General features: G+C 68.6%; 10 protein-coding genes. 7 read left to right on the top strand and 3 right to left on the bottom strand.

Going from position 1 to position 13078, the window contains the following annotated elements; all coding sequences use genetic code 11:
* The first annotated feature begins 120 nt into the window (after nucleotides 1-120).
* Nucleotides 121-3237 carry an isoleucine--tRNA ligase gene (gene ileS, locus FHR72_RS10005; RefSeq protein ID WP_183467761.1) on the top strand — a complete coding sequence of 1039 codons (3117 nt, stop codon included), beginning with the start codon at nucleotides 121-123 and terminating at the stop codon, nucleotides 3235-3237.
* Between the two features lie 15 nt (nucleotides 3238-3252).
* Here ileS and FHR72_RS10010 read toward each other — a convergent pair whose 3' ends face one another.
* The gene (locus FHR72_RS10010; protein WP_183467762.1) at nucleotides 3253-3489 is read right to left on the bottom strand and encodes an RNA-binding S4 domain-containing protein; all 237 of its coding nucleotides are present in this window, start codon (nucleotides 3487-3489) and stop codon (nucleotides 3253-3255) included.
* Between the two features lie 39 nt (nucleotides 3490-3528).
* Between FHR72_RS10010 and FHR72_RS10015 the strand changes: the two genes are divergently transcribed.
* On the top strand, nucleotides 3529-4890 hold the full coding sequence (locus FHR72_RS10015) for a DNA polymerase IV (RefSeq protein ID WP_183467763.1): 1362 nt from the start codon (nucleotides 3529-3531) through the stop codon (nucleotides 4888-4890).
* On the opposite strand, the gene FHR72_RS10020 is transcribed toward FHR72_RS10015, so the two are convergent.
* Nucleotides 4891-5793 carry an asparaginase gene (locus tag FHR72_RS10020; protein WP_183467764.1) on the bottom strand — a complete coding sequence of 301 codons (903 nt, stop codon included), beginning with the start codon at nucleotides 5791-5793 and terminating at the stop codon, nucleotides 4891-4893.
* A 42-nt stretch (nucleotides 5794-5835) separates the two neighbouring features.
* Here FHR72_RS10020 and lspA point away from each other — a divergent pair, with 42 nt between their 5' ends.
* The 5 genes from lspA (at nucleotide 5836) to dnaE (ending at nucleotide 12698) form a co-directional block, all read left to right on the top strand.
* Nucleotides 5836-6534 (top strand): signal peptidase II, encoded by a 699-nt coding sequence (gene lspA, locus FHR72_RS10025; protein ID WP_311736109.1) that lies wholly within the window; start codon nucleotides 5836-5838, stop codon nucleotides 6532-6534.
* Nucleotides 6531-7460, top strand: coding sequence for an RluA family pseudouridine synthase (locus FHR72_RS10030; RefSeq protein ID WP_183467766.1), 930 nt, complete (start codon nucleotides 6531-6533; stop codon nucleotides 7458-7460). Before lspA ends, FHR72_RS10030 begins: the two co-directional genes overlap by 4 nt.
* Nucleotides 7457-8347, top strand: coding sequence for an EamA family transporter RarD (rarD, locus tag FHR72_RS10035; RefSeq protein ID WP_183467767.1), 891 nt, complete (start codon nucleotides 7457-7459; stop codon nucleotides 8345-8347). The genes FHR72_RS10030 and rarD overlap by 4 nt, the downstream gene beginning before the upstream one ends.
* Before the next feature lie 53 nt (nucleotides 8348-8400).
* Nucleotides 8401-9075: a TetR/AcrR family transcriptional regulator gene (locus FHR72_RS10040; protein ID WP_183467768.1), complete on the top strand. Its 675-nt coding sequence runs from the start codon at nucleotides 8401-8403 to the stop codon at nucleotides 9073-9075.
* Between the two features lie 71 nt (nucleotides 9076-9146).
* Nucleotides 9147-12698 (top strand): DNA polymerase III subunit alpha, encoded by a 3552-nt coding sequence (gene dnaE, locus FHR72_RS10045; RefSeq protein WP_183467769.1) that lies wholly within the window; start codon nucleotides 9147-9149, stop codon nucleotides 12696-12698.
* Between the two features lie 82 nt (nucleotides 12699-12780).
* Here dnaE and FHR72_RS10050 read toward each other — a convergent pair whose 3' ends face one another.
* A complete protein-coding gene (locus FHR72_RS10050; RefSeq protein ID WP_183467770.1) occupies nucleotides 12781-13011 on the bottom strand; it encodes a hypothetical protein in 231 nt (76 codons plus the stop codon).
* Nucleotides 13012-13078 lie beyond the last annotated feature (67 nt).

Genomic DNA, 13078 nt, shown 5'->3' on the forward strand with positions numbered 1-13078 from the left:
ACGCCCTCGAAGAGCGGCGCACCACTTCGTGCGCAAGCGGGGTGGTACCGCGGCGCTCGCGCACCTGCGCGACGTTCGTCCCCGTGCCTGACGATCTGTACGGCACAGGAGACCCAGCACGTGAGCGCATATCCCAAGCCCACTTCCGGCGCGCCGAAATTTCCGGCGCTGGAAGCCGAGGTGCTGAGCTACTGGGACAGCGACGACACCTTCCGCGCCAGCATCGCGCAGCGCGACGGCGCGCCCGAGTATGTCTTCTATGACGGGCCCCCGTTCGCCAACGGGCTTCCGCACTACGGCCATCTGCTCACCGGTTACGTCAAGGACATCGTGCCGCGCTACCGCACGATGCGCGGCTACAAGGTGGAGCGCCGATTCGGCTGGGACACACACGGTCTGCCCGCCGAGCTCGAGGTGCAGCGCCAGCTCGGCATCACCGACAAGGCCCAGATCGAAGAGATGGGCATCGAGAAGTTCAACGACGCGTGCCGCGAATCGGTGCTCAAATACACCGGCGAATGGCGTGACTACGTCACGCGGCAGGCGCGCTGGGTGGATTTCGACAACGACTACAAGACGCTCGACATCGGATTCATGGAGTCCGTCATCTGGGTGTTCAAGCAGCTGTGGGACAAGGGCCTCGCCTATGAGGGCAACAGGGTGCTTCCGTACTGCTGGAACGACGAGACCCCGCTGTCCAGCCACGAGCTGCGCATGGACGACGACGTCTACCAGAACCGGCAGGATCCGGCGCTAACGGTCGGCTTCCGCGTTGGTGGGGTGGCCGGCGGTCCGCTTGACGGCGCCTACCTGCTCATCTGGACCACCACGCCGTGGACGCTGCCTTCCAATCAGGCCGTCGCCGTCAACCCCGACGTCACCTACGTCGTCGCGGAAACCGACGGTCGCCGGTTCGTGCTCGCCGAGGCGCGCCTCGGCGCCTACGCCCGCGAGCTCGGCGAGGAGCCGACGATCGTAGGGACCTACCTCGGCCGCGACCTACTCGACGTGCACTACGTGCCGCCGTTCCCGTACTTCATGGATTCGCCGAACGCGTTTCGCGTGCTGCCCGCCGATTTCGTCAGCACAGAGGACGGCACCGGCCTGGTCCACATGTCGCCGGCCTATGGCGAGGACGACATGGCCACCGCGCAGGCCGGCGGGATCGACGCCGTCACCCCGGTGGATGCCAAGGGGCGCTTCGACGCCACGGTGCCCGACTACGCCGGTCAGCACGTGTTCGACGCCAACCCGCAGATCATCCGCGACCTCAAGAACGGGTCCGGCGCCGCAGCCGCCAACGGGGCGGTGCTGGTGCGCCACGACTCCTACGAGCACTCCTACCCGCACTGCTGGCGTTGCCGCAATCCGCTGATCTACCGGGCCGTGTCCTCATGGTTCATCAAGGTGACCCAGTTCCGGGACCGGATGGTCGAGCTCAACCAGGAGATCACCTGGTACCCCGAACACGTCAAGGACGGGCAGTTCGGCAAGTGGCTGCAGGGCGCCCGGGACTGGTCGATCTCACGAAACCGCTACTGGGGCACGCCGATTCCGGTGTGGAAGTCCGACGACCCGGCCTATCCGCGCATCGACGTCTACGGCAGCCTCGACGCGATCGAACGCGACTTCGGGGTGCGCCCGGACAATCTGCACCGCCCGTTCATCGACGAACTGACCCGGCCCAACCCGGACGACCCGACCGGCGCGTCGACCATGCGCCGCATCGAAGACGTGCTCGACGTCTGGTTCGACTCCGGCTCGATGCCCTATGGGCAGGTGCACTACCCGTTCGAGAACGAGGACTGGTTCGAGTCTCATTACCCCGGCGATTTCATCGTCGAGTACATCGGTCAGACGCGTGGCTGGTTCTACACGCTGCACATCCTGGCCACTGCTCTGTTCGACCGGCCGGCGTTCCGTACCTGCGTGTCCCACGGCATCGTGCTCGGCAACGACGGTCAGAAGATGAGCAAGTCGCTGCGCAACTACCCCGACGTGTCCGAGGTCTTCGACCGCGACGGCTCGGACGCGATGCGCTGGTTCCTGATGGCCTCGCCGATCCTGCGGGGCGGGAACCTCGTGGTCACCGAACAGGGCATCCGTGAGGGTGTGCGTCAGGTCCTGTTGCCGCTGTGGAACGCCTATACGTTCCTCGCGCTCTACGCACCGCAGAAGGGCACCTGGCGCACCGACTCCACGAACGTGCTGGACCGCTACATCCTGGCGAAGCTGGCCGTCCTGCGCGAGCAGCTGACCGCCTCGCTGGACGTGTGCGACATCTCGCAGGCCTGCGACCAGCTGCGGCAGTTCACCGAAGCGCTCACGAATTGGTATGTGCGACGGTCGCGTTCGCGGTTCTGGGAAGAGGATGCCGACGCGATCGACACGCTGCACACCGTGCTCGAGGTGACCAGTCGCCTGGCCGCGCCACTGCTGCCGCTGGTCACCGAGGTGATCTGGCGCGGCGTGACGGGGGAGCGGTCGGTGCACCTGACCGATTGGCCCGACGCCGACTCCCTGCCCGCCGATCCGCAGCTGGTCGCCGACATGGACCTGGTCCGCGAGGTCGCGTCAGCGGGGTCGTCGCTGCGTAAGGCGAAGAAGCTGCGGGTGCGCCTGCCGTTGCCGAAACTGACTGTCGCCGTTGCCGATCCGCACCGGCTCGAGCCCTACCGCGACCTGATCGCCGACGAACTCAACGTCAAGGCCGTCGAGCTCTCCGACGACATCGCCGCCCACGGCCGCTTCGAGCTGACCGTGAACGCCCGCGTCGCGGGGCCGCGTATCGGCAAGGACGTCCAGGCGGCGATCAAGGCAGTGAAGGCGGGGGAGGCGGTCGTCAACGACGACGGCACGCTGAGCGCCGGCCCGGCGGTCCTGCTGCCCGAGGAGTACAGCTCCCGACTGGTGGCCGCCGACCCGGAGTTCACCGCCGCACTGTCTGACGGAGCCGGGCTGGTGGTTCTCGACGGGACCGTCACGCCGGAGCTGGAGGCCGAAGGATGGGCCAAAGACCGGATCCGCGAGTTGCAGGAGCTGCGGAAGACGACCGGGTTGGAGGTGTCCGACCGCATCTCGGTGGTCATGTCCGTGCCCGCCGAGCAGCAGCCGTGGGCGCAGACCCACCGGGACCTGATTGCGGGCGAAATCCTCGCGACGAGCTTCGAGTTCGGCGAGCCGGACGGCGGCGCCGACATCGGTGAGGGCGTGCGGGTCTCGATCGCCAAGGTGTGACGGGACCCGGATGGCCTACTCGGCGGTGACGCGGGCGCTGCGCCCGAACAGTGTGACGACGTCGCCGTCGTGCAGCTGCCGGCCGCGCCGCTGCTCGACCTCGCCGTTCACGGCGACCTGGCCGTCCGCGATGACCGCCTTGGCGTCGGCGCCCGAGTCGATGAGCCCCGCGAGTTTGAGGAACTGGCCGAGGCGGATCGAGGCGTCCCGGATCGGAACCTCGGACGCGTCGCCTTCGCTCGGGTGTGCCACGCCGCCACGCTATCTCCTCACGCCTTAGCATCGGCATCTGTGGCCGCTCGATGGGTCCTGCACCTGGACATGGACGCGTTCTTCGCGTCGGTGGAGCAGCTGACCCGCCCGACGCTGCGGGGCCGCCCGGTGCTCGTCGGCGGGCTCGGCGGCCGCGGCGTGGTGGCCGGGGCGAGCTACGAGTCACGGGTGTACGGCGCACGCTCGGCGATGCCCATGCACCAGGCGCGTCGTCTGGTGGGGGCCACCGCTGTGGTCCTTCCGCCGCGCGGGGTCGTCTACGGCCTGGCCAGCAGGCGGGTGTTCCAGACGGTCCGCACCAGGATGCCGGTGCTCGAGCAGTTGTCGTTCGACGAGGCCTTCGGCGAGCCGGCCGAACTGGCCGGAGCCTCGGCATCGGAGGTGGCCGATTTCTGTCAGGCGCTGCGTGCGGAGGTCACCGCCGTCACCGGGCTCGTCGCATCCGTGGGGGCCGGATCGGGGAAGCAGATCGCCAAGATCGCCTCGGGCCTGGCCAAGCCGGACGGCATCCGGGTGGTCACCCGTGACGACGAGGCGCCGCTGCTGGAAACGCTGCCGGTGCGCCGGCTCTGGGGTATCGGCCCGGTGGCCGAGGAAAGGCTGCACCGGCTCGGCATCGAGACCATCGGCGGTTTCGCCGCCCTGTCGGACACCGAGGTCGCCAACATCCTGGGACCCACGGTCGGGCCCGCGCTGCACCGGCTGGCCCGGGGCATCGACGACCGTCCGGTCGCCGAGAACGCGCCCGCCAAACAGATCAGCGCCGAGTCGACCTTCCCGCAGGACCTCACGACCCTGGCCCAGCTTCGCGACGCCGCGGCGCCGATCGGCGAGCACGCCCACCGCAGGTTGCTCAAGGACGGCCGGGGCGCCCGCACCGTCACCGTGAAGCTGAAGAAGTCGGACATGAGCACGCTCACGCGGTCGGCCACGTTGCCCTATGCGACGACCGATGCCGGCACGCTGATCGCCACCGCGCACCGGCTTCTGCTCGACCCGGTGGACATCGGGCCCATACGTCTTGTGGGCGTGGGTTTCTCGGGGTTGACCGATATCCAGCAGGAGTCGCTGTTCCCGGAGCTGGAGATGGCGACCGCCGAGGAGATGGCCAGCATCGCGGCGTCACCGCAGCCGGCCGATCCCGGCGTGACGGTGCCGGCCTGGCGCATCGGTGACGATGTCTCGCACACCGAGCTCGGTCACGGCTGGGTGCAGGGCGCCGGCCACGGGGTGATGACGATCCGCTTCGAGACCCGCGGCAGCGGGCCCGGGGCCGCGCGCACCTTCCGCGAGGACGACCCCGCGGTGGCGCGCGCCAATCCCGTCGACAGCCTCGACTGGCCCGACTACGTCGACGAGGTGGCCCGCCACCAGAGCTGATCAGCCCCAACGCGCGAAGTCGTCGCCGGCGGACCGTCCCGCCGCCAGGGTGGCCATCAGCAGCACGCGCGCCTGGGGCGGACGAAGTTGCGGCGCCACGATCGCGCCCGCATCCACGAGATCCCGGCCGGGTCCGTAGCCGGGGTTGACCCGTCCGCCCGGCACGCGCGTCGACACCGCGACCGTCACGCCGTCGCGGCGGTGCCTGCGCACGCCGGCGATCAGCGCCTTGCCCGCGTTGCCCGCGCCCATCGCCTCCAGGACGATGCCCCGCGCGCCGGCGGCCACGCAGGCGTCCAGGGCGGCGGTGTCCGCCCCCGGATACGCCGCGACGATGTCGACGCGCGGGGCGTCGGCCGCGATCAACGACCCCAGGTGTGGGCACGGCGCGTCGCGCCCGGCACGTCGACCGGCGAAGCTCTGCAGGTCGGTGGTCGCCACCTTGTGCAGGCCGAGGGCGGCGAAGACGTCGCCGGCGAACGCCACCGTCACCCCGAGGTGCCGGGAGGCGGGGTCGGCGGCCACCGCGAGCGCATCGCGCAGGTTGACCGGGCCGTCGGCGTCGGGCGCGTCGGCGCTGCGCTGGGACCCGGTGAGCACCACGGGCACGTCACCGTCGTAGGTGAGGGCCAGCCACAGGGCGGTCTCCTCCATGGTGTCCGTGCCGTGCGTGATCACGATGCCCGCGGTGGTGCCTGCCCCCGCCGCGGAGCGCACCGCGGCACCGATGCGGTCCCAGTCGGCGGGGACGAGTTCGGAGCTGTCGACGGCCATGACGTCGACGACCTCGACGTCGAGACCCTCGGTGAGGTCGGCGCCGGAGCGAGTAGGGCGCTTCACTCCCTCGGCATCCGAGATGGTCGAGATCGTGCCGCCGGTGGCGAGGACGACGAGGCGATGCATGGGTGGAATTGTTCCCCACCGGCTCTTTGCGATGATGGGTGCGTGACTGACGAATCTTCGAGCCCGGCCGAACCGGTGACCGGTGCGGCGGCCACGGGTGACACGCCCGTGTCGCCGGCCAAGCCGCGACGCCGGCTGCGCCTCCTCCTGAGCGTGGCGGCGGTCGTGCTCGTTTTCGACATCATCACCAAGGTGCTCGCGGTCCGGCTGCTGACGCCGGGACAACCCGTCTCGATCATCGGCGACACGGTCACATGGACACTGGTCCGCAACTCGGGGGCGGCGTTCTCGATGGCGACTGGCTACACCTGGGTGCTGACCCTGGTGGCGACCGGTGTGGTGTTCGGCATCATCTGGATGGGCCGGCGCCTTGTATCACCGTGGTGGGCGCTGGGTCTGGGCATGATCCTCGGTGGCGCGCTGGGCAACCTGGTGGACCGCTTCTTCAGATCGCCGGGCCCGCTGCGCGGGCATGTCGTCGATTTCCTGTCGATCGGTTGGTGGCCGGTGTTCAACGTCGCCGACCCGGCGGTGGTCGGCGGGGCGATTCTGCTGGTGGCGCTGTCGTTGTTCGGGTTCGACTTCGACACCGTCGGGAGGCGCCAGCCGACCGGCGCAGAGGACGAGGTCGGGAGGCGCCAGCCGACCGGCGCAGAGGATGAGGTCGGGAGGCGCCAGCCGACCGGCGCAGAGGATGAGGTCGGGAGGCGCCAGCCGGACCCCGAGCCCGGGGAAGGATGACGTCCCGGTCGATGCCCGTGCCCGAGGGGCTGGCAGGCATGCGGGTGGACGCGGGCCTGGCCCGGCTGCTGGGTCTGTCGCGCACTGCGGCCGCCGCGATCGCCGAGGAGGGTGGCGTCGAGCTGGACGGGGCGCCCGCGGCGAAATCGGACAAGCTCAACGCGGGGGCATGGCTGGAGGTGCGCCTGCCCGAACCGCCCGCGCCGGTGGAGAACACGCCGGTCGACATCGAGGGCATGGGGATCCTGTACTCCGACGACGACATCGTCGCCGTCGACAAGCCGCCGGGGGTGGCCGCCCATGCGACGGTCGGCTGGCACGGGCCGACGGTGCTCGGCGGACTCGCCGCCGCGGGCTTCCGGATCAGCACCTCGGGGATCCACGAACGTCAGGGCATCGTGCACCGGCTCGACGTCGGAACGTCCGGCGTGATGGTGGTCGCCCTGTCGGAACGGGCCTACACAGCGCTCAAACGCGCGTTCAAGCAGCGGACCGTCGAGAAGCGGTATCACGCCCTCGTGCAGGGACATCCGGATCCGTCCAGCGGCACCATCGACGCGCCGATCGGCAGACACCGCGGGCACGACTGGAAGTTCGCGGTCGTCGAGGGCGGCAGGAACAGCGTGACCCACTACGACACGCTGGAGGCCCATCAGGCGGCCAGCCTGCTCGACATCGAACTCGAGACGGGGCGCACCCATCAGATCCGGGTGCACTTCGCGGCGCTGCACCATCCGTGCTGCGGGGACCTGACCTATGGGGCAGACCCCACCCTGGCCCGCCGCTTGAATCTCGAACGGCAGTGGCTGCATGCCCGCTCGTTGGCGTTCGCTCATCCGGCGGACGGGCGGCGGGTCGAGATCACGAGCCCGTACCCGGCCGATCTGCAGCAGGCCCTGGACATCCTGCGTCAGCACGAGCTGTGAGGTCCGGCCTGCTCTACGGCGCCGGCGCCTACCTGATGTGGGGGGTGTTCCCGGCGTTCTTCCCGCTGCTCAAGCCGGCCGGCGCCCCGGAGGTGCTCGCCCACCGGATCATCTGGGGCTTCGCGCTGATGGTGGTCGTGGTCGCAGCGGTGCGTCGGCTCGGGGACATCCGGCGCATCACCCGGCGGACGTGGCTGCTTCTGGTGGCCGCCTCGGGCCTGATCTCGGTCAACTGGCTCATCTACGTCTACGCCGTCAACAACGGCCACGTCGTCGACGCCGCGCTGGGGTACTTCATCAATCCGCTGGTGTCGATTGCTCTGGGCCTGTTGATCTTTCGGGAACGATTGAACCGCTGGCAGTTCGCGGCGCTGGCGATCGCCGTGACGGCGGTGGTGATCATGACGGTGCAGTTGGGACAGCCGCCGCTCGTGGGTCTGGGCCTGGCGTTGTCTTTCGGCCTCTACGGTGCGGTGAAGAAATCGGTGCCGACGGATCCGCGGGTCAGCGTGGGCCTGGAGGCGGCCATCGCCACGCCCTTCGCGCTGGCCTACCTGGTGGTGTTGCAGCTCAGTGGCGGCGGAACCCTGACCGGGCACGGCGCGGGACATGTGGCGCTGCTGATCGTCTCGGGCATGCTGACCGCGCTTCCCCTGCTGCTGTTCGCCGCCGCGGCCCAGCGGCTGCCGATGGTCACGCTGGGCCTGCTGTTCTACATGACGCCGGCGATGCAGCTGACGTGGGGCGTGGTCGTGGGGCACGAACCGATGCCACCGATGCGCTGGCTCGGGTTCGCGCTGATCTGGCTCGCGCTGCTCGTTTTCACCGTCGACGCGGTGCGTCGCGCGCGTGTCGAGCGCAGGGCTCCCGCCCCGGTGGCGGCCTAGGCTTTGCGCGCGATGTTGTTGACCCGCCGGTAGCTATGCCATAACGTTTGCTCGTGGAGAACGAGACCCTCACGGTGACCGCTGTCCGTAAACGCGGTCGCCCGGTGGGGGCGGATTCCGAGCAGACCCGCAGGAGCATCCTCGCCGCGGCCAGGGACATCATCGCCGAGCGTGGTTACCAGGCAGCGACGTTCCAACAGATCGCGCAGCGCGCCGGCGTCAGCCGGCCCACCCTGCACTACTACTTCTCCACTCGTGAGGACCTCTACGAAACGCTGCTGGCCGACGTCCGGGCACGGATGGAGCAGTGCGCCGCCGTGGCCGTCGGAAGCGGGTGCTTGCGCAGTCAACTAGCAGCGTTCTCGGCCGAGCTGCACCGTCTGGGCAGCGCCGAGCCGGCGTTGATGAAGCTGGTGGTGACCGCGCGCATCGACCATCACCGGGCAGCGCACCGCCACGAGGCGGCGTCCGCCGTGGTGTCCACGGTGCACGCGTTCTACGACGCGGTGGTCGTCGACGCGGTCCGTCGTGGGGAACTCGCGCCCGACACCGACGCCCACGCGGTGGCCGACATGCTCGCCGCGGTGTTCTGGGGGCTCGGCTTCTATGCCGGCTTCCTGGCCGACGGCGCGGACACCGGCCGGACATCTGAGATAGCCAGGCAATTGCTGCGAACGCTCGATGGCGGATTGCTGCACGAACCGGTCGGCGTCGAGCGCCGGGCGTGACCGCAACTTCCTGAGACACGCAGCCCGACACGCCGAACGCTGTCGGTGGGCGGTCATAGACTGGCCTGCCTATGAGCGGGTCATTCGTGCATCTCCACAACCACACCGAGTATTCGATGCTCGACGGTGCCGCGAAGGTCAAACCGATGCTTGCCGAGGCGCAGCGGCTGGAGATGCCCGCGATCGGCATGACCGACCACGGAAACATGTTCGGCGCCAGCGAGTTCTACAACGCCGCCACCGACGCCGGAATCACGCCGATCATCGGTGTCGAGGCCTACATCGCGCCCGCCTCGCGCTTCGACACCAAGCGCGTCCTGTGGGGCGACCCGGGCCAGAAGAGCGACGACGTGTCGGGCAGCGGCTCGTACACGCACATGACGATGGTCGCCGAGAACGCGACCGGGTTGCGCAACCTGTTCAAGCTGTCGTCCCTGGCGTCCTTCGAGGGTCAGCTGGGCAAGTGGTCCCGCATGGATGCCGAGATCATCGCCGAGCACTCCGAGGGCATCATCGCCACGACGGGCTGCCCGTCCGGCGAGGTGCAGACCCGACTGCGGCTGGGCCACCGGCAGGAGGCCATCGAGGCGGCGGCCAAGTGGCGTGAGATCTTCGGTCCCGAGAATTTCTTCCTGGAGCTCATGGACCACGGCCTCGACATCGAGCGCCGGGTTCGCGAGGGCCTGCTGGAGATCGGGCAGAAGCTCAACATCCCGCCGCTGGCGACCAACGACTGCCACTACGTCACCCGCGAGGCGTCCCGCAACCACGAGGCGCTGCTGTGTGTGCAGACCGGCAAGACCCTCTCGGATCCCACCCGCTTCAAGTTCGACGGCGACGGCTACTTCCTGAAGTCGGCCGCCGAGATGCGCGCCCTGTGGGACGACCAGGTGCCGGGCGCGTGCGACTCGACACTGCTGATCGCCGAGCGGGTGCAGTCCTACGCCGATGTGTGGGCACCGCGCGACAGGATGCCGATCTTCCCCGTGCCCGAAGGACACGACCAGGCGTCGTGGCTGCACCACGAGGTGATGGCCGGGTTGCAGCGCAGGTTCGGCAACGTGGCCATCGAGCAGGTGCCGGCCGACTACATCGAGCGCGCCAACTACGAGATCAAGGTCATCTGCGACAAGGGATTCCCGTCCTACTTCCTCATCGTCGCCGACCTGATCAACTACGCGAAGTCGGTCGACATCCGGGTCGGTCCCGGGCGCGGCTCGGCGGCCGGGTCGCTCGTCGCCTACGCGATGGGGATCACCAACATCGACCCGATCCCGCACGGCCTGCTCTTCGAACGCTTCCTCAACCCGGAGCGGCCGTCGGCCCCCGACATCGACATCGACTTCGACGACCGTCGCCGCGGTGAGATGTTGCGCTACGCGGCCAACAAGTGGGGGAGCGATCGCGTCGCCCAGGTCATCACCTTCGGCACGATCAAGACGAAAGCGGCGCTGAAGGATTCGGCACGGGTGAACTACGGCCAGCCCGGGTTCGCCATCGCCGACCGCATCACCAAGGCGCTGCCCCCGCCGATCATGGCCAAGGACATCCCGCTGTCGGGCATCACCGACCCGACCCATGAGCGGTACAAGGAAGCCGCCGAGGTGCGCAGCCTCATCGACACCGACCCCGATGTCCGGACCATCTACGAAACCGCGCGCGGTCTCGAGGGTCTGGTCCGCAACGCGGGTGTGCACGCCTGCGCGGTGATCATGAGCTCCGAGCCGCTCATCGATGCGATCCCGCTGTGGCGGCGGCCGCAGGACGGTGCGGTGATCACCGGGTGGGACTACCCGTCGTGTGAGGCCATCGGCCTGCTGAAGATGGACTTCCTCGGGCTGCGCAACCTGACGATCATCGGTGACTGCATCGAGAACATCAAAGCCAACCGCGGCATCGACCTGGACCTGGAGTCGCTGTCCCTCGACGACCCCAAGGCCTACGAGCTGCTCGGGCGCGGCGACACCCTCGGCGTGTTCCAGCTCGACGGCGGCCCGATGCGTGACCTGCTGCGGCGCATGCAGCCCACCGAGTTCAACGACATCGTCGCCGTGCTGGCGCTCTACCGGCCCGGCCCGATGGGCATGAACGCCCACAACGACTACGCCGACCGCAAGAACAACCGGCAGGCCATCAAGCCGATCCATCCCGAGCTGGAGGAACCCCTCAAGGAGATCCTCGCCGAGACCTACGGCCTGATCGTCTACCAAGAGCAGATCATGTTCATCGCCCAGAAGGTCGCCTCCTACACGATGGGCAAGGCCGATGCGCTGCGAAAAGCCATGGGTAAGAAGAAGCTTGAAGTCCTCGAAGCCGAGTACAAGGGTTTCCGCGAGGGCATGACCGCCAACGGGTTCTCCGAGGCCGCGGTGAAAGCGTTGTGGGACACCATCCTTCCGTTCGCCGGCTATGCGTTCAACAAGTCGCATGCCGCCGGCTACGGCCTGGTGTCGTACTGGACGGCGTACCTCAAGGCCAATTTTCCGGCCGAATACATGGCGGGACTTCTCACCTCGGTCGGTGACGACAAGGACAAGGCCGCGGTGTACCTGGCCGACTGCCGGCGCCTCGGCATCACGGTCCTGCCGCCCGACGTCAATGAGTCGGTGCAGAACTTCGCCTCCGTCGGCAATGACATTCGCTTCGGGCTCGGCGCGGTGCGCAACGTCGGCGCGAACGTCGTGTCCTCGATCGTCAGCACCAGGACGGAGAGGGGCAAGTACACCGATTTCTCCGACTACCTGAACAAGATCGACATCGCCGCGTGCAACAAGAAGGTGACGGAGTCGCTCGTCAAGGCCGGGGCGTTCGATTCGCTCGGGCATCCTCGCAAGGGCTTGTTCCTGGTGCACACCGACGCGGTGGACTCGGTGCTGGGAACCAAGAAGGCCGAGGCGATGGGCCAGTTCGACCTGTTCGGTGGGGGAGACGGCGGGGCGGACAGTGGCGAGTCCGTGTTCACCATCAAGGTCCCCGACGAGGAGTGGGAGGACAAGCACAAGCTCGCCCTCGAGCGCGAGATGCTCGGGCTGTACGTGTCGGGCCATCCCCTCAACGGCATCGCCCACCTGCTCAACGCCCAGGTCGACACGCAGATCCCGGCCATCCTGGAGGGTGACATCGCCAACGACACGCAGGTGCGGGTCGGCGGCATTCTCGCCTCGGTCAACCGCAGGGTGAACAAGAACGGCCTGCCGTGGGCGTCGGCGCAGATCGAAGACCTCTCCGGTGGCATCGAGGTGCTGTTCTTCCCCCAGACGTACTCAATGTTCGGCGCCGAGATCGCCGACGACGTCGTGGTGCTGATCGGGGCCAAGGTGGCCAAGCGCGACGACCGGATCTCGCTGATCGCCAACGAGCTCGTGGTCCCCGACTTCTCCAGCGCCCAGGCCAACCGCCCGGTGGCGGTGAGCTTGCCGACGCGGCAGTGCACGATCGACAAGGTGACCGCGCTCAAACAGGTGCTCGCCCGCCATCCCGGCACGTCGCAGGTCCACCTGAGGTTGATCAGCGGTGAACGCATCACCACGTTGGAGCTGGACCAATCGCTGTGCGTCACGCCCTCGTCGGCGCTCATGGGCGACCTGAAGGAACTCCTGGGCCCCGGCTGCCTCGGCGGCTGAGGCCGGCGCCTCGGCGACGGGGCCGCTCGAACACGAGACCCCGGCGACCGAAAACGGTCGCCGGGGTCTCGTGTTCGTCAGATCAGTGTCGGGAAGCGGTCCGCCACCCCAGGCCGAGCCACACCAGCGCGGCGGCACCGGAACCGCTCAGCACCGCGGGTGCGGCGGTCGCAGTCGCCACAGCGACGACGAGGGCCACCACGACGCCCACCAGAAGGGCCAGCACTTTGTAGGCGGGCCACGGCACCCCGGCGATCAGCACCGTTCCCGCCGGGCGGGTCGCGATAGCGCGGGCGTGTTCGGCGGTGGTCATAGTGCCACGATAGCCCGTAGGAAAGATTTCGGCCACCCGAAACACTGGATACGGTGCCACGATTTTT

Origin of the sequence: Mycolicibacterium iranicum (assembly GCF_014190915.1) — a bacterium.
In the GTDB taxonomy this organism is placed as follows: Bacteria; Actinomycetota; Actinomycetes; order Mycobacteriales; family Mycobacteriaceae; genus Mycobacterium; species Mycobacterium iranicum_B.